We start from the raw sequence: 15,964 nt of genomic DNA, 5'->3' as shown, positions 1-15,964 counted from the left end.
GCCCGTCGGGGGATCCTGTGCGTCCCGCCCGTCCTCGAACCCACCTCCTCAACCTGGACGTGCGAAGGGGGCGACCGCCTCGCGGTCGCCCCCTCCTGTTCATCGCGGATCAGAAGTCATGCGCTGGTCCGTGCGCTCAGAACTGCAGCGCCCAGGAGTCGATCTTTCCGGTGTCGAGGTTCGCGTTGTCGTTCACCCGGAGCTTCCACACCCCGTTGGCGACCTCGGAGGAGGCGTTGACGGTGACGGTCTTGATGATGTTGTCCGCGCTGCCGCCCGAGCGGTTGTGCAGGTTGTACAGGGTGCCGTCGGGCGCGACCAGGTCCACCTTGAGGTCGCCGATGTAGGTGTGCTTGATGTCGACCGCGACGGTCAGCGCCGCCGGGGCGTTGCCGCTGATCCCGCTGACGGTGACGGGCGAGTCGACGGTCGCGTTGTCGCTGATCGCGTAGTCCGCGGTGTTCTCGAAGCGCTTGCCCGGCGGGACGGTGCCGCCCTCACCGACGTTGAGCAGCAGGTTCGGGGAGCCCGTACCGGGGCCGGTCACCACGTTCGCGGTGGCGGCCGCGACCAGGGCGTCACGGACCTGTGCCGGGGTGCTCGATGTGTTCTGCGACAGGTACAGCGCCGCCGCCCCGACCACGTGCGGGGTGGCCATCGAGGTGCCGGAGATGGTGTTGGTGGCGGTGTCGCCGGTGCCCCACGAGGAGGTGATGGAGGAGCCGGGGGCGAAGATGTCCAGGACGCTGCCGTAGTTGGAGTAGCTCGCCTTGGCGTCGGTGTTGGTCGTGGCGCCGACGGTGATGGCCTCGGCGACGCGCGCCGGGGACTTGGTGGAGGCGTTGGTCGACTCGTTGCCCGCCGCGACACCGTAGGTGATGCCGGAGGCTATGGAGTTGCGGACGGCCGTGTCGAGCGCGGAGTCGGCGCCGCCGCCGAGCGACATGTTGGCGACGGCCGGCTTGACGGCGTTGCGGGTCACCCAGTCGATGCCCGCGACGACCTGGGCGGTGGTGCCGGAGCCGTTGTTGTCCAGGACGCGGACGCCGACGACCTTGGCCTTCTTGGCCACGCCGTACGCCCCGCCCGCGACGGTGCCGGCGACGTGCGTGCCGTGGCCGTGGCCGTCCTGCGCGGTGTTGTCGTTGTCGATGGCGTCGTAGCCGTACGAGGCACGGCCGCCGAAGTCCTGGTGCGTGATGCGGACACCGGTGTCGATGACGTACGCGGTGACGCCCTCGCCGGCCTTGTCCGGGTAGGTGTAGCTCTGGTTCAGCGGGAGCGCCCGCTGGTCGATCCGGTCGAGTCCCCAGGACGGCGGGTTCGGCTGGGTCGCGTCCACGGTGAAGACGCGGTCCTGCACGACCGACTGGACGGCCGGGTCGGCGGCGAGCTTCCTGGCCTGCGCCTCGGAGACCTTGACGGAGTAGCCGTTGAGGGCCGCGGTGTAGGTCCGGTCGATCCTGGCGCCGTACCGCTTCGCCACGGCCTTGCCGCTGTCGGCGGTGGAGCGGGCCGCGGAGTCCTTCAGGGTCACGATGTAGCTGCCGGAGATGGTTCCGGCGGCCCCGGCGTTCTCGATGACGCCCTGCGCGCCGCTGTCGGCCGCCGAGGCGGGCAGTGCGGCTGCCGCGCCGAGCGCGAGGGCCGCGACCGCGGTCGCGCTGATGCCGGCGAACCTCCGGCGGGTGTGACGCATCACGGACATGTGGGGGGTCCTCCTCGTGGGTGGTGCACTGCGGGGATGAAGCGGGGAGACGACCGACGGGCACGACGCCATGTGCACACATCGCGTACATGACAACCCGTCAACTCGCCATCGCCTTCGAAAGGTTGACCCACCCCCGGCCCGCCCACAAGGGGCCCACGAGCGCGTAACATCCTTGCCATGCTCCGGCCATGATTGAGCAAATACGCGCCGCACGTGACGGGGGCACGGGTGGTAGGGCCGGCCCGGGGGCCCGCGACCGCGCCGAACGCCTGCCCGTACCGCTGGTGCCGCCGCCGGCCGCGGCCGCCCGACGGGCTCGATTTCACGCCGGAGGCCGGTGCGGCGCCGGAGGGGGCCGACGCGCGCGCCCTCCCGTAGCGGGACGGCCCTTCGCCGCCGCTGCCTGGGGCGTTCCCGGAGTCCCTGGCGGAGTGGCGTGCTCCGCCGGTACCGCAGGCGGAACGGTTCACGCCACCGCGCGCTTCCCGGTGAGGGCCCCGGCCCTGCGGGATGCGGCGCTGGGCGACGCTCACCGAAGCTGCCCGACGGCCGACACCGGGGCCCGGTCCGGGGGCCGGGGAAGGGCCGCGTAGGCACCGGGGGGCCCTGCCGGTGTGCGGAGGAGCCGAGTTGTGAAATTTTCGTGAGCGGGCCCGCTTCGGCCTCGCGCGAGACCGCTGACACGCTCCGGCCGGGGGTGCAGAATCGAGCGAGCGGCACCGGGCGCGGGCCCGGACCGGGGGCGGGGGGAGTACCGATGGCACGGGCATGGGGTTGGGGGCTGACCGCACTGGCGACGGCATTCGTGCTGTGGTACGCCTCCTACTACACGACGATCATGGTCTGGGAACTGCGCAAGCTCTTCGCGTGGTTCTCGCTGCCGGTGTCGGCCGTGGCGTGCTGCGTCGCGGCCGGCCTGGCCGTGCGGTGGCTCCGGCGGCGCGCCGGCCGCCGTGCCGGGGGCGGGGGCGACGCGGCCGTCGTCCTGGGCTGGTTCGGCGGCGCCTTCGCCCTGGTGCTCGCCGTCGGCTGGCTGGTGTACGGGGCCTACCTGCAGGACCGCGCGTACATGGCCTCGGCGGAGATCGTGAGCGACCCGGTGCCCACGCTGTCCGCCCGTTCCCCGTACGTGGTCGGCAAGGCGCAGGCGGCCCCGCATCTGGGCGATGTCACCGGTGAGATATCCGACATCACCTACCTGCCCGATTCCGACCGCTTCGGCGCCCTGGTCGAGCGGCGCGGCTGGCTCGCCGGGTACGAGGTGGGCCTGGTGCAGGAGGTCCCGCTGGGCGGAACCGGCCGCAGCCAGGAGCGCTGCCCGTTCGACGTGGAGAAGGCGGACGCCCGGATCAGCGGCTGGTTCACCCACAATCTCGGCCGGAAGATCTCGGCCGTGAAGCGCTGGGTTCGTTTCGAGGCCGACGACGCCTACGTGACCTGCTCGAACGGCACCCCGGTCGTCGTCGTCCCCCTCAAGCGACAGACCGGGCTCTTCGTCGTGACCGAACGCCCCGCCGGCGTGGCCCTCTACGACGGCAGGACCGGAAAGTTGACGCTCACCACCGACACGTCCGCCGTCCCCGGCCCCTCCTACCCCCTGAGTCTCGCCGCGCGCCAGCGGGAGGGCACGGCCGCGGTGGGCGGGTTCGGGGACTGGTGGTTCGAGCGCAGTGGCTGGGACGCCTCCGAGGACGGTGCCAACGAGGGCAACGAGGCCGAGTTCACCCTGCGCCACGGCGGCGCCGCGGCCGGTGGCAGTGCCTACGTCACCCCGCTCACCCCGCAGGGGGACGCCAGCTCGGTGGTGGCCGTCTCGACCGTGCCCACGCGCCACCAGGGAGGTTCTCTCGCGCCGATGACCGTGTACCGCCTCGATCCCGCCTGGTCCTCGCCGAAGGCACTCGCGGCGCTCATCAAGGCCGAGTACCGGGACGTCTGCTGCTACAACGACGACGAGGTGTTCGAGATCGTCCCCACCGGGGGCAGTACGTGGACGGCCACCATCGGCAGCGAACAGAACATCCGCTACCGCGTCGAGGGGAGGGGCCCGGTCGACGGCCGTGAAGCCACCTGCCTCAAGGCCGCCGACGGCGCCCTCATCCGGTGCGCGTACGCGGCGCCCGGTTCTCCCGAGGAGCAGGAGCTCACACGCCGGGAGCAGCAGAAGCAACAGGACGGCGCGGCGAAGGGCGGAGGCGGTCCGGGCGACCTCACAGGCCTGACCGACGAGCAACTCGCCGATCTCCAGCGTCGCTTGGGCGACGAGTTCGTCCGCCGCCTGAAGAGCGGCTGACGGCCCGCGGCGTCGCGCCCCTCGGCACGGGGGCGGTTGCCGGGGCCGGAAGGCTTCGGCCCCTCCGGCCCGCACGGCTCGCGCGTCACGCCCTGGGCGTCGTTCCGGCCGGCCATTCCTCAGGAGTGCCGGTGGTACGCCTTGTTGGCGATGCGCCAGCCGTCGCCGGCACGGACCAGCAGGAAGACGTCGGTGAAGGTGTCCGCGCCGTGCGACAGCGTCATGGTCGCCGTGGCGACGCTGCCGCGGACGTCGACCGCGTCGATGCGGCGGCTGCGGGACGGTTCGTCCGGGGCCGGCCGGCCCGGGAAGAGGCCGCAGTACGCGTCGAGGGGCCAGGAGACGAACTCCCCCTCGCGGATGCCCTCGATGTGCGCGGTGGGCAGGAACGCGTCGCGAAAGTGCACCGGGTCGCCGGTCGCGTGACCGCGCACGTAGGCACGGAGGGGTTCGAGGGCGGCCTCCTCCGCGGCGGAGAGGGAACGTCCGGATCCCGGCAGGCCGATGGTGTGTGGTGAGGTCATGTCCGCCAGCGTGATGCACGGCGAGGCATGCGACAAGCGCAGGTTTCGCATGTCAACCCTGCCGAACTCGCATACGGGTGTACTGCGTGGGTGCCGTTGCCATGTCACCCGGTGAGGGTGGCGAGGGCGGCTTGGTAGTGGGCGGGGGCGGGGAGGTCGGTGAGGTGGTGGCCGGGAACCCTGGCCGGGTGGGGCCGGGTGCCGACGTAGGGGTCGACGAGGCCGTTGGCCAGCCCGGTACCGGCGGCTTTCAGACAGGCTTCCTTGCGGGCCCAGCAGCGCGCGAGCGCGGTGATGCGTTCGGCGGCGGGGAGCGCGGTCAGTTCCTCCGTTTCGGTGGGGTGGAGGAGGTGGAGGACGTCGGTGAGGGTCTGCGGGGTGGGGTGCTCTTCGATGTCGACGCCGACGGGGGTGGTGGCGAGGGCGATGTAGGCGTGGTCGCCGCTGTGGGAGAGGGAGAAGTGGAGCGGATTTCCCGGGATGTTGGGGCGGCCGTGGGGCGCGCCGCAGCACGGGCAGTCCTCGCGGGTGAGCCGGATGGTGCGGGGTGGCTGGTCGAGGTAGATGCCGAGGAGAGTGCGCAGGGCGAGGTGGGAGGTGACGTAGCGGTGGGCCAGACCGGGAGTGTGGAAGCGGGCGGCGCGTTCGCGTTCCTCCGCGTCGAGGATGGAGTCCGCGTCCGTGACCCGGTGGCCGCCGACGGCGGGGACGGTGGTGTTGAGGGCCCACACCACGGGGGTGGTGGAAGTGGGCCCGGGGCCGGGTGCGGGCGGGTTGGGTCCGAGTTGGTTCACGTGCTCGATCACGTGTTTGAGGGTAGTCGAGGCCGGTGGCGTGCCGTCGCGGCGGCCCGAGGTGGTCTGCGGGCTGTTCTCTCCGGGGGCGTGCGGTGGGTGTGGCCATGCCCGACCGGGTGGTGGCGTGGACGGCCGGACGGCGTCCCCACGACAGCGGCGCCGAGCGGCCCGGATCGCCGGACGTCGCGCAGGTGCTCGATTCCGGGCTCTGCGGGCCTGCCGAGCGGCCGGGTGTTTCGCGGACTTGGGCAGCGTATGACCGCACCTGCCCCACCTCACGCCCCGGCGATGTCCCTGCGGTCGCGCCGAGGCAGCCGTAACGGCGGTGGGCGAAGTCGACCGGTGTACGGGGTTGTTCACGGCCCCGTCCCAGTGGTCCCGCTGCTCCGCTCGACCGGGATCCACAGCTGCGAGTCGGTCTCCGCGCCGACCTCCACCGGCTGCGTCAGCAGGAGTTCCGGACCCGGCCGGCTCGCGTACGGGTTCGAGGGGAACCACTGCGTGAACACGTCCCGCCACAGCTCCTGAAGGGCGCTCGGATACGGCCCGCGGTTGTCGAAGACCGCCCAGGTCCCGGCCGGCACGTCCAGGATGTCGAGCCCCTCGCCCGCCGCATCGGGGCGGGCAGCCACACCGACCCAGTAGTCCACCTCGGCACCCTGCTCCCGGCTGTCGGTCAGGTGCACCACCGCAGACAGGATCCCCTCCGGCTCCGGGCCGACCAGTGCCTTCATCCGTGCGACCGCCCGCTCGTCCAGACTCTCCACGTGCGCCGAGGCGGCCGCGTTGACCCCCTCGTGCACCAGCGGGACCGTGGCCTTCCTGCCGACGACCCGGAACGACTCCTTCTCCACGATCCGGTACCGCATGCTCGTACTTCCCTCGACGACGACACGGAACGACATGCGGGGCTGCGCCGTGAGCACCGCTCCCGTACGCCGGGCCTCGCCCGGCCCGATGCCGTGCACCGACCGGAACGCTCGGGCGAACGCCTCGCCCGAGCCGTACCCGTACCGCACCGCGACATCGAGCAGCGTCAGCTCCCCGGCCAGCACCTCGGCCCCGGCGAGCGTCATCCGCCGGCGCCGCACGTAGACCGGGAGCGGCATCCCGGCCAGCGCGGTGAACAGCCGCCGGAAGTGGTACTCCGACACAGCGGCGATCCGGGCCACCTCGGCCATGTCGATCTCCCGGTCGAGGCAGGCCTCCAAGTGGTCCAGCGCCTGATTCAGCCGCTCCAGCACGCCCTGTGCACCCTTCCTCGTGTCTCCACCACAGGAATGTGGAGAAGAACCGACCGCGCCCGCCCGACAAAGCCGGTGCGGGAATTGTCGGGCAGGAAGCTCCCGCGTTGCATGAGGCTCACACCCATGACTGACATCGAGGGACTGTGCGAACCGCGGTTCGCCGCGGTGCGCGAGACACTGGCAGAGGTGCTCGGCACCTACGACGGCGGCGCCTCGGCGGCCGTCTATCTGGACGGCGAGCCGGTGGTCGACATCTGGGGCGGGTACGCCGACGGGGACCGCCGCGCCGGATGGGAACGCGACACCCTCACCTGCGTGAACTCGACGAGCAAGAACATGACAGCCCTGTGCGCTCTGATCCTGGCCGACCGGGGCGAGCTCGATCCGGCCGCGCCGGTCGCCGCCTACTGGCCCGAGTTCGCCGCGGCCGGCAAGGAGAACGTACTGGTACGCCACGTGCTCTCACACACCGCCGGTCTACCGGACCTCTCCGGGCCGACGGCGGTCGAGCAGCTCTACGACTGGGAGAGCGTGACGGCGGGGCTGGCCGCGCAGGCCCCCGAATGGGAACCGGGAACCGCGGCCGGCTATCACGCGCTCACCTTCGGGTTCCTGGTCGGTGAGATCGTCCGCCGCATCACCGGCCGGAGCCTCGGCGAGTTCTTCGCCGAGGAAGTGGCCGAGCCGCTGGGCGCGGACTTCCACATCGGGCTGTCCGCCGAGCACGACCGCCGCGTCGCACCGCTCGTCCCGCCGCCGTCGCTGACCGACGAGTACACGGCCGGCGCACCGCTCGGGCCCGACGGCACCCGCCGTAAGTACACCGGTGCCGCGGTCCGGGTCAGGGACGTCAACTCCGTGGCCTGGCGCCGTGCGCAGATCCCGGCGGTGAACGGCTTCGGCAACGCCCGGTCGGTCGCCCTCGTCCAGTCGGTCCTCGCGAACCACGGATCGGCCGGCGGGGTGCGACTGCTGTCCTCCCGCGGTTGCGAGCCCGCGTGGCAGGAGGTGTTCAGCGGCGAAGACCGCGTCCTGCGGACGCCGATGTCGTGGACCACCGGCTTCGGCAAGTTCGGCGACACCTTCGGATGGGGCGGATGGGGCGGCTCGCTGGTCGCGAGCGACCCCGGCGCACGCATGACGGTGGCCTACGTCATGAACCGGATGCTCGACCGGGACCAGCAGGAGGACAACCGCGGCATGGAGATCGTCATGGCCGCCTACAGCGGACTGCGGTGATGGGCCGGCACATCAGCCGGAGGGCCGGCGGGACCGGTCGGCCCGGGCCCGCGCCTTACGCCGCCTGGTGGCCCGGCGGCGTTCCTCCTCGCTCATGCCACCGCACACACCGAACTCCTGGCCTCCATCGAGGGCCCACTGAAGGCATGTCTCCCTGACCGGGCAACGGTGGCACACGGCTTTGGCTTCCTCGATCTGAAGGAGTGCCGGGCCGCTGGAGCCGACGGGGAAGAAGAGATCGGGGTCCTCCCACCGGCAGGCTGCCTCGTGGCGCCAGTTCATCGTCGTTCCTCCATCCGGTTCGTTTTCGTCCGAGTTCCTACCTGCTCTCCTGGCCGGTACCGATGGCTCTATGCAGTGCCGCGGCCACCGTTCGCGGCCGTCCCGCGCCGCATCCGGCAGGCTGACACGGTGAGCCGCAGGGATTCGAAACCCGATACCGGGGCATTCACACAACTCAACCCGGCCGCCCGACAGGAGGCAGCAGTGACCACCTACGTCATCACCGTGCCCGGCACCTTCCTGAGCGACATCGACGACGCGACACGCTCCGAGCTGACGAAGAGGCTGGCGTCGCACCACACCGACCTGAGCGAGACGGAGGACGTGGAACTGCTCACGGTCCACGAGGGCGGCACCTTCTCCGTCCGGCTCGAAGTCGAGGCCCCGGACCGGGTGACGGCCGAGGGCGACGCCGTCCGCCTGCTGACCGCCACCCTCGAAGAACTGGGCTTCCCGGAGAAGGACGCCCCTCTGGGGCCGCCCGCGGTCACCGGAATCGACGGCGAGTCCTGACACCTCCTCGGCACCCGGACGATGCCGGGAGATCACCGGCATCGACCCATCGACCCATCGACGCATCGACCCATCAACCCATCAGTGCCCGGGATAGACATACGAGGTCCGGGCATCAGCGCGACATGGCTGTCCTACGAAACCTCGCCCGCCCCCTGCTCGCCGCTCCGTTCGTGACCGGCGGCCTACGCACCCTGCACCGCCCCGAGTCCGCCTTGACGGAAGCAGCACAGCCCGTCGTACGGGCGGTGGGGCACCGTATCCCGGCCCTCGCCGCGGATCCGCGGCAACTGGTGCGCGCCACCGGCGCGATCCGGGCCACGGCGGGCCTGATGTTCGCGACGGGGCGCGCCCCGCGCCTGGCCGCGCTCGCTCTCGCTGCCACGCTGGTGCCGGCCTCCCTCACCGCGCATGCCTTCTGGACGGAGGAGGACCCGGAGGAGCGCGCACGGCAGCGCGCTCACTTCCTGACGGACCTCTCCGCCCTGGGAGGGCTCCTGATCGCCGCCGCGGACACCCACGGCAAACCCTCGCTCGCCTACCGCTCCCGGCACGCGCTTCGCCGGCGCCCGCTGGGTGGGTGAAGCGGGGCTCCCGGTTGGGCGCAGTGGCGCCTGGGGTCGTGCCTGCCGTTCGGGGACGAGTTGAGGGCCCCGCTCCGCCGGGATCGCCCGGGCGCTCTCGCAGACTGGGCAGCAGCCCTCGCTCGCGGGGGGCGCGTCGAGACTCAGGCGAACTGGAGGGCGGAGCGCGCATCTCAGTGGCGTGAGCGGCCTCAGCGCTGATGTGCGCCGACGCATGCTCGCTCGCCGGACCGCGCTTCGGCTGGGTCAGTCCCGAGACGGCACGTCGGCGGGCATGGGGTAGACCACGCCGGTGAGCCGCTCCGAGAGGGCCCACAGCCGGTGGGCGGTGTCGGCGTCCCGGACGGCGCGTTCCCGGCTGCGGAGTACGGGTTCGCCGCGGAGCTGGAACGGGCCGTCGGGTACGACGTAGCTTCCTCCGGGCAGATCGGGAACGGTCGCGGCGTACAGGGAGGTCTTCGCGCCCTCCGGCGTCGGGCGGAAGGCGCTGCGCACGAGCAGGCGCATCAGCGCTCCGTACGCGCGGCCCCGGGCGCTGTTGGCTCCGCCGGTGAGCACGTTGGAGCGGGTGAGTCCGGGGGCGACGGCCATGCTGCGCAGGCTCACCCCGGCGGCGTCGGCCCTGCGCTGCAGTTCCGTGGCGAAGTACAGGTTGGCCCGCTTCGACTGGATGTAGGTGAACAGCGGCCGGTAGCCGCGCTCGGCGTCGAGGTTGCCCATGTCGAACCGGGCGAATCGCTGCCCCTCACTGCTGACCGTCACCACGCGGGGGTCCGGCGAGGCCAGCAGGTGCGGAATGAGGAGGCCGGTGAGTGCGTACGTCCCGAGGTGGTTGACGCCGAACTGGGACTCGAAGCCGTCGGCGGTCCGGGAGAACGGGACCATGGCGATGCCGGCGTTGTTGACCAGGAGGTCGAGCCGGCCGTGGCTCCAGCTGTCGGCGAACCGGCGGACGGACTTCAGATCGGCGAGGTCGAGCAGGCGGAGTTCGACCCAGGCCCCTGGGACTTCGGCCCGCAGGCGCTCCAGGGCGTCCTGCCCGCGCTCCTGGCTGCGGCAGGCGAGGACGACGCGGGCGCCGCGGAGGGCGAGTTCGCGGGCGGTGACGTATCCGATGCCGCTGTTGGCGCCGGTGACCACCGCCAGACGGCCGGACTGGCCTGGGATGGAGTCGGGCGTCCAGCGGTCGCTCGGCGAAGTCTGGGCGTACGCCCGGGTGGCACGGGTCATGGGGACCTCGATCCATGGAGGAGTGGGGCATGTGGGCAGGGGCGCTCGGCCGCATCGCAACGTCGAGTTGCAATATGCTGCTGCACGATGCCGCATGTCCCGCCAGTAACGCAACTGGGAGTTGCAATGAAGCCTGTCGAGCCCACCTCACAGCGCGGCCCCACCGTTGGGCGCGGCAGCAAGATGCGCGCCGCCGTACTGGGAGCCACCATCACCGAGCTCACGGAAACCGGGTACGCCGCGCTCACCGTCGACGCCGTCGCCCAACGGGCCGGCGTACACAAGACGACGATCTACCGGAACTGGAAGACCTCCGACGGCCTCGTCGCGGACGCACTGGCCCACCACTTCGCCACCGACATCCCGATCCCCGACACCGGCGCGGTGAAGGACGACCTGCGCGCCCTGGCCCGCTCCCTCGTGGCGACCATGACCACGAGCGCGGGCCGAGCCCTCCTCACTACAGCCCTCTCGGACGCCGCGCGCACGACCCAGCTCGCCGAGATCAAACGCGCCCTCTTCGAGGACCGCTTCCGCCGCGCGGAACCCGTCGTCGGCCGAGCCGTCGAGCGCGGCGAACTGCCCACGGACACCGACCCCGGCGAACTCCTCAAAGCCCTTGTCGCGCCGATCTACTTCCGCCTGGTGTTCACCGGCGAACCGGTCGACGAGACCACCGCCGACCGCGCGGTGGACGTCGCCCTGGCCGCCGCCCACGCCCACGCACTGCCGACTCCATGACCCGAGCCCCGCCACGCGCACCGAACCGAGTGCAGCCGCACCTGGCGCTCGGCCGACGCCGCGCTCAGCGCCAGGCGGGGTGCCCCTCGGAGGCGGCACCCGCGGTGAGTGCGCGCTCCCCGGTCTTGTCCTTCCGCACGGCCCAGACCACAGGCTGCTCGTAGGGGCCGCGGACGAACGCCACCCACCTGCCGTCGACGGACCAGGCGGGGTCCATCTCATGGGCGCCGGTGGCCACGAGTTCACGGTCGCCACTGCCGTCGGCGTTCACGAGGCGGATGTCGCCCTGAGTGCCCGTGCCGTAGGTGCCCGCCGTGTAGGCGAAAGTGGCGCCGTCGGGGGACCACACCGGGTCCAGTGCCGGGTGGGGCAGCCGGGTCACCTGCTGGGGGGCGCGGCCCGGAGCGGCGGGGTCGACCACGTGGATCTGCCAGTTCTCGGGCTCTGTCTGCAGGCACACCACGATGCTCTTGCCGTCCGGCGACCACGCGGGATCCTCGACCTGCCCCTTGCCCGAGGTGAGCTGGCGGGCGGAGCCGTCGGCGACGCCGACCACGAACAGCTGCTGCACGCCGTCCTTCACGCGGAGCACGGCGAGCCGGCTGCCGTCCGGCGACCAGGACACGCGGCCGCCGGCGATGGAGGTGATCCGGCGCGCGTTCGAGCCGTCGGCGTTGGCGGTCCAGACGGCCGTGCCCTCCGGTGTGCTGCGGGTGAACGCGAACGACTTGCGGTCCGGGGACCACTGGGGCAGGACGTCGCATGCGCCGCCCTCGCCTCCCGGGATGAGCTGCACGGGCTTCTCCGTCGCGGCGTCCCGCCGGGCGATGACGCCGTGGCACGTCCCCGGCCAGCCCGGGGCGGTGTCCTGCCGGACCAGCAGGGGTTCGGCGGGGAACGAGTCCGGGGCGGGGGAGGGAGCGGAGCCGGTGGGCGTGGCGGCGCCGCCCTTGGAATTGTCCTTGGCGGAGTCGTTCCAGGGCTCCCACACGAACAGGCCGGCGGCGACGAGGGACATCACGAGCACTGCCGCCCCGACGGCGCGGCGGCGCCGGGGCCTGTCCGCATCCGCCTGCGCCTCGTGCACGGCTACGGGCTGGGGCAGGGGGGAGAGCCGCGCTGCGGGTCCCGTCACCGTGCGCGGCTGTTCCGTACGGGGCTCCGCGACGCCGTGCGGGGCGCTGTTCGCTACGGGCGGGCCCTGCCGGGGTTCGGACGGGCTGTCCGGCGCGGTGGGGCTTGCCGCCGGCTCCGGGGGCGGGAGCAGCTGGGTTGCCGCATCGGGTAGCCAGGAGTCGCCGTCCGGGTGGCGGACGGTGAGGGTGGCGAGGAACGCAGCCGGTGTGGGCCTTGCCGCCGGGTCCTTGGAAAGACAGGCGCCGATGGCCTCGCGCAGTCCAGCGGGCACCGCGCTCAGGTCCGGCTCCTCGTACACCACCTTGTAGTGCCTGGCTGCGGATGGCCCGTCGCCGAAGGGGGCGCCGCCGGCAGCCTGGGTGAGCACCACCCCCAAAGCGAACATGTCGACCGCAGGGGTGACCACCCCACCGCCGGTGAGCTGCTCGGGTGCCAGGAACCCCGGCGTGCCGACCTGTATGCCGGTCTGTGTCAGGGACGTTCCGTCCAGGGCGCGCGCGATGCCGAAGTCGATGACGCGGGGCCCGTCCTCCGCGACGATGATGTTCGCGGGCTTCAGGTCGCGGTGGATGACCCCCGCCCGGTGGATCGCCTCCAGGGCCTCGGCCAGGCCGGCCGCCAGGACGGTGAGCGTGTCCGGAGGCAGCGATCCGACGCGCGCGAGTACTGCTTGCAGGGTGGGTCCGGGCACGAAGGCCGTCACCAGCCAGGCCGGCTCCCCGTCCGGGTCGGCGTCGACCACCGGCGCGGTGTGGAAGCCGCCGACCCGCCGCGCCGCCGCGACCTCGTCGGCGAACCTGCGCCTGAACCCGGGCTCGGTGCTCAGTTCGGGGCGTACGACCTTGACGGCGACCGCACGGCCGGACCGGGAGCGGCCCAGGTAGACCACCCCCATGCCACCTTGGCCGAGCCGTCCCACCAGCCGGTAGCGGCCGTCGCCGAGCGAAGTCGGATCGCCCGATTCGAGCGGCTTCATATGTCCCCCGTTTCACACCTTGCGCGATGAACAGCCTCTCCCTACCTGTCGCGCCGTCCACCAGTCAAGCCGGTCCCGCGCGGGGGCCCGGCCGCCGTGCCTTTCGACGGCCGGGCGAGGACGAATCAAGCCGTGGCCGGTGCGCCGGCCTCCGGGGACTCCGAGGCTTCGGCGGGGGCCGCCGACCCGGCCCCGGTCCCGGCCCCGGTCTCGTCGTTGCCCTCGATCTGGGGACGGGGGATGCGGTGCAGTCCCCGACGGTCGTAGAGGTGGGTGACGAGGAAGCCGAAGAGCAGCGCTGCGACAAGAGCGGCGCCCATGGACGCCCACGCCCGGGTGAGCCCCGCGTCGGCCTGGGCCCCGTAGTAGAGCAGGGAGCGGAGCCCCTCGGTGATCTGGCGCAGCGGCTCGAACTCGGCGAGGGCGCGGAAGAACCCGGGCAGCGCCTGGACGGGCACGGTCGCGCCGGAGGAGGGGACGGCCATCGCGATGAAGACGATGGTGGCCAGCAGCATGCCCGGGGTTCCGAAAGCGGCGAACAGGGCCAGGCTGCCGATGCCGACGACCGCGATCGTGGCGACGGAGTAGAGCCACAGCAGGCCCAGGTGGGAGGCGTCCATGTCGAGGATGCCGACCGTGGCGACCTCCACCAAGGTGCCCATGACCAGTGACAGGCCGAGCATGAGAGCCATGGCGATGGCCAGGGTGCGGACGCGGCTGGTGTGCTGGACGGGTTCGCGCTTGCGGAAGGGACCGAAGTCGGTGTGCAGGTAGCCGAGCGCGGTGTCGACCTGGGAGTTGACCACGTTGGCACCGAGCATGCCGCAGACGACCAGGACCAGCGCGTAGTAGAAGGCGCTCAGTCCCATGGCGCTGCGGGACCCGACGGGGTGGCCGTCGGCGACGGCCACGGTCACCGGGTCGGCCAGCTTGAGCTGGGCGGCAGTCGGGAGCGGGGTCTTCTGGGAGCCGGCCTGCTTGAGGAGCTCTTGGCCGAGTTGCGTGGAGGCGGCGTGGGCGGCCTTCTGCGCAGCCTGCGAGGCCATGGAGGAACCGATGCTGCCGGCGGCCTGGTTGGTCAGCACGGTCAGGGTCGGCGGGGCGGCCTTGCCCTGGGGCGCGGGCTGCTGGCCCGTGAGCCCGGTCACCGTGGTCGAGAAGTCGTCGGGGATGACGAGGGCGCCGAAGAGCTTGCCCTTGCCCAGCCGTGTGTCGGCCTCCTCGCGGCTCACGACCTGCCAGTCGATGCTCTTGTCGCCCTTGGCCGCCGTCTGGATCCCGGAGACGACCTGCTCGCCCAGGTTGACGTGGCGGCCGCCGGTGTCGGCCCCGCGGTCCGCGTTGACCAGGGCCACGGGCAGGTCGCGCAGATCGCCCCTGGGGTCGAGGTTGCCGCCGACGTAGAGCAGGGCGAACACCATCGAGACCACTGCGGCGATGAGTCCCGTTCCGATCCACAGCTGGGGTCGGCGGAGCACGGAGGGGGGCGGCGTGGGCTGAGGCATCGATTCTCCGGTGCGGCTGAGCTGCGTTTCCATACTGGATACTTTGACTATCCAGCTACTGGATAGTGGCAGTATCTTGTTGTGGTGTCCAATCGCCGGAGCTCGATGCCGGGCGCCGGGTGCCGGGCGCCGGACCGCACGACCAGCAGGGAAGCCGCAATGAAGATCTCGGAGCTCAGCCGGCGGACGGGCGTACCGGTCGCCAGCATCAAGTACTTCCTGCGGCAGGGCCTGCTGCCCGCAGGGCGGGCGACGGCCGCGACCCTGGCCGAGTACGGGGAGGAGCACGCACAACGGCTACGGCTGATCAAGGCACTGACGACGCTCGGCGGCCTGTCGATCGCCGCCACCCGTGACGTGCTCGGGGCCGTCGACCAGGCTCAAGGCGTCGAGGGGGCCCTCGGGGCGGTCAGCTACGCACTGCCGGTGCCGGGAGCGGCCCAGCCCGCAGCGAGCGCCGGGGAGTCGAGCGAGGGCGACACGACCGCCGGGGCCGAAGTGGCTGAGCTGCTCGCCGCCCTGGAGTGGCAGGTGCCGGGGACGTCCCCGCACGTGCAAGGGCTGACGGCGGCACTGAAGGAACTGCGGCGGCTGGACGCGCAGTACGCCCCGGGTGAGCTCGCCGCCTACGCACGGCTGGCGGAGTCGGTGGCCCGGCTGGACCTGGAGCGAGCGGTCGGCATCGAGGACCCGGTGTCGCTGGCGGAACGGGCGGTCGTCGTCCTGGCGGTCTGCGCCCCGGTGTTCGAACTGCTGCGACGCCTTGCCCAGGAAGACCAGGTCAGGCGCCGCGCCGCAGGTGCGCCCGGCTAGCGTCTCAATGAAGGGCGCCGGGCACGACACCGCGACCTGCCCCCAGCAACCCTCGGAGGAGCCGGCGGGGGCGGGTCCTCGGGCTGGGCGGGCCGAAGGAGGAGGCGCCGACGGGCGCCGGGTTGGAGCAGCCAGGGACCCTCGGCAAGTGGGAGGAACACCGCTACGCCCGGCCGGGCCGGCGCGGGCGGCGCCGCGGGTGGCGGCATCGGCTGCTGCTGTGGCGGTGCCGAGGCAGACGGACGTACCTGCTCGCGCTTGATGCCCCTATAGATGTCAAACAGCGACTGGGGTGGGTCCTGTCTGGTCAGTGGGGGCGCGTGTCGGGACGATGAGCCGGTAGATCTCTCGCGCGACGTAGCGTTTGAGGCA

13 protein-coding genes and 1 pseudogene are annotated in these 15,964 nt (G+C 72.2%); 6 read left to right on the top strand and 8 right to left on the bottom strand.

Features of this window, described 5'->3' with window-relative positions; translation table 11 throughout:
• Window positions 1-136 precede the first annotated feature (136 nt).
• Window positions 137-1,708, bottom strand: a complete 1,572-nt coding sequence (locus ACZ3X1_RS32340; RefSeq protein WP_467282437.1) for a S8 family peptidase — start codon at window positions 1,706-1,708, stop codon at window positions 137-139.
• A 760-nt stretch (window positions 1,709-2,468) separates the two neighbouring features.
• Here ACZ3X1_RS32340 and ACZ3X1_RS32335 point away from each other — a divergent pair.
• Window positions 2,469-4,004 carry a hypothetical protein gene (locus ACZ3X1_RS32335; RefSeq protein ID WP_467282435.1) on the top strand — a complete coding sequence of 512 codons (1,536 nt, stop codon included), beginning with the start codon at window positions 2,469-2,471 and terminating at the stop codon, window positions 4,002-4,004.
• A gap of 119 nt (window positions 4,005-4,123) precedes the next feature.
• Here ACZ3X1_RS32335 and ACZ3X1_RS32330 read toward each other — a convergent pair.
• The 3 genes and pseudogenes from ACZ3X1_RS32330 to ACZ3X1_RS32320 form a co-directional block, all read right to left on the bottom strand.
• Window positions 4,124-4,471, bottom strand: a pseudogene (locus tag ACZ3X1_RS32330) (nuclear transport factor 2 family protein); the annotation flags it as partial.
• A 161-nt stretch (window positions 4,472-4,632) separates the two neighbouring features.
• Window positions 4,633-5,334 (bottom strand): 4'-phosphopantetheinyl transferase family protein, encoded by a 702-nt coding sequence (locus tag ACZ3X1_RS32325; RefSeq protein WP_467282433.1) that lies wholly within the window; start codon window positions 5,332-5,334, stop codon window positions 4,633-4,635.
• 347 nt (window positions 5,335-5,681) lie between these two features.
• A complete protein-coding gene (locus ACZ3X1_RS32320; RefSeq protein ID WP_467282431.1) occupies window positions 5,682-6,569 on the bottom strand; it encodes an AraC family transcriptional regulator in 888 nt (295 codons plus the stop codon).
• A gap of 126 nt (window positions 6,570-6,695) precedes the next feature.
• Between ACZ3X1_RS32320 and ACZ3X1_RS32315 the strand changes: the two genes are divergently transcribed.
• The gene (locus ACZ3X1_RS32315; RefSeq protein ID WP_467282429.1) at window positions 6,696-7,811 is read left to right on the top strand and encodes a serine hydrolase domain-containing protein; all 1,116 of its coding nucleotides are present in this window, start codon (window positions 6,696-6,698) and stop codon (window positions 7,809-7,811) included.
• A gap of 12 nt (window positions 7,812-7,823) precedes the next feature.
• Here the strand turns inward: ACZ3X1_RS32315 and ACZ3X1_RS32310 are convergent, their stop codons facing one another.
• A complete protein-coding gene (locus tag ACZ3X1_RS32310; protein WP_390077414.1) occupies window positions 7,824-8,093 on the bottom strand; it encodes a WhiB family transcriptional regulator in 270 nt (89 codons plus the stop codon).
• 204 nt (window positions 8,094-8,297) lie between these two features.
• Between ACZ3X1_RS32310 and ACZ3X1_RS32305 the strand changes: the two genes are divergently transcribed.
• The gene (locus tag ACZ3X1_RS32305) at window positions 8,298-8,606 is read left to right on the top strand and encodes a hypothetical protein (protein WP_362627918.1); all 309 of its coding nucleotides are present in this window, start codon (window positions 8,298-8,300) and stop codon (window positions 8,604-8,606) included.
• A 125-nt stretch (window positions 8,607-8,731) separates the two neighbouring features.
• On the top strand, window positions 8,732-9,190 hold the full coding sequence (locus tag ACZ3X1_RS32300) for a DoxX family membrane protein (protein ID WP_467282427.1): 459 nt from the start codon (window positions 8,732-8,734) through the stop codon (window positions 9,188-9,190).
• 246 nt (window positions 9,191-9,436) lie between these two features.
• Here the strand turns inward: ACZ3X1_RS32300 and ACZ3X1_RS32295 are convergent, their stop codons facing one another.
• Window positions 9,437-10,420: an oxidoreductase gene (locus tag ACZ3X1_RS32295; protein ID WP_467282425.1), complete on the bottom strand. Its 984-nt coding sequence runs from the start codon at window positions 10,418-10,420 to the stop codon at window positions 9,437-9,439.
• 126 nt (window positions 10,421-10,546) lie between these two features.
• On the opposite strand from ACZ3X1_RS32295, the gene ACZ3X1_RS32290 reads away from it, so the two are divergent.
• Window positions 10,547-11,161, top strand: coding sequence for a TetR/AcrR family transcriptional regulator (locus ACZ3X1_RS32290; RefSeq protein ID WP_362627927.1), 615 nt, complete (start codon window positions 10,547-10,549; stop codon window positions 11,159-11,161).
• 64 nt (window positions 11,162-11,225) lie between these two features.
• On the opposite strand, the gene ACZ3X1_RS32285 is transcribed toward ACZ3X1_RS32290, so the two are convergent.
• Window positions 11,226-13,274, bottom strand: coding sequence for a protein kinase domain-containing protein (locus ACZ3X1_RS32285; RefSeq protein ID WP_467282423.1), 2,049 nt, complete (start codon window positions 13,272-13,274; stop codon window positions 11,226-11,228).
• 125 nt (window positions 13,275-13,399) lie between these two features.
• Window positions 13,400-14,812 carry a YhgE/Pip family protein gene (locus tag ACZ3X1_RS32280; protein ID WP_467282421.1) on the bottom strand — a complete coding sequence of 471 codons (1,413 nt, stop codon included), beginning with the start codon at window positions 14,810-14,812 and terminating at the stop codon, window positions 13,400-13,402.
• 126 nt (window positions 14,813-14,938) lie between these two features.
• Between ACZ3X1_RS32280 and ACZ3X1_RS32275 the strand changes: the two genes are divergently transcribed.
• Window positions 14,939-15,592 carry a MerR family transcriptional regulator gene (locus tag ACZ3X1_RS32275; protein ID WP_390077405.1) on the top strand — a complete coding sequence of 218 codons (654 nt, stop codon included), beginning with the start codon at window positions 14,939-14,941 and terminating at the stop codon, window positions 15,590-15,592.
• The last annotated feature ends 372 nt before the right edge of the window (window positions 15,593-15,964 follow it).

It is taken from the genome of Streptomyces sp. NPDC023541 (assembly GCF_055559995.1).
Note: the sequence above shows the minus strand (reverse complement) of the source record. Positions and strands in the feature narration are given on the sequence as shown.

Excerpts from the sequence above, each read along its gene's own strand:
- ACZ3X1_RS32340 (WP_467282437.1), bottom strand. The coding sequence starts at position 1,708 with ATGTCCGTGATGCGTCACACCCGCCGGAGGTTCGCCGGCATCAGCGCG.
- ACZ3X1_RS32335 (WP_467282435.1), top strand. The coding sequence starts at position 2,469 with ATGGCACGGGCATGGGGTTGGGGGCTGACCGCACTGGCGACGGCATTC.
- ACZ3X1_RS32315 (WP_467282429.1), top strand. The coding sequence starts at position 6,696 with ATGACTGACATCGAGGGACTGTGCGAACCGCGGTTCGCCGCGGTGCGC.
- ACZ3X1_RS32310 (WP_390077414.1), bottom strand. The coding sequence starts at position 8,093 with ATGAACTGGCGCCACGAGGCAGCCTGCCGGTGGGAGGACCCCGATCTC.
- ACZ3X1_RS32300 (WP_467282427.1), top strand. The coding sequence starts at position 8,732 with ATGGCTGTCCTACGAAACCTCGCCCGCCCCCTGCTCGCCGCTCCGTTC.
- ACZ3X1_RS32295 (WP_467282425.1), bottom strand. The coding sequence starts at position 10,420 with ATGACCCGTGCCACCCGGGCGTACGCCCAGACTTCGCCGAGCGACCGC.
- ACZ3X1_RS32290 (WP_362627927.1), top strand. The coding sequence starts at position 10,547 with ATGAAGCCTGTCGAGCCCACCTCACAGCGCGGCCCCACCGTTGGGCGC.
- ACZ3X1_RS32285 (WP_467282423.1), bottom strand. The coding sequence starts at position 13,274 with ATGAAGCCGCTCGAATCGGGCGATCCGACTTCGCTCGGCGACGGCCGC.
- ACZ3X1_RS32280 (WP_467282421.1), bottom strand. The coding sequence starts at position 14,812 with ATGGAAACGCAGCTCAGCCGCACCGGAGAATCGATGCCTCAGCCCACG.
- ACZ3X1_RS32275 (WP_390077405.1), top strand. The coding sequence starts at position 14,939 with ATGAAGATCTCGGAGCTCAGCCGGCGGACGGGCGTACCGGTCGCCAGC.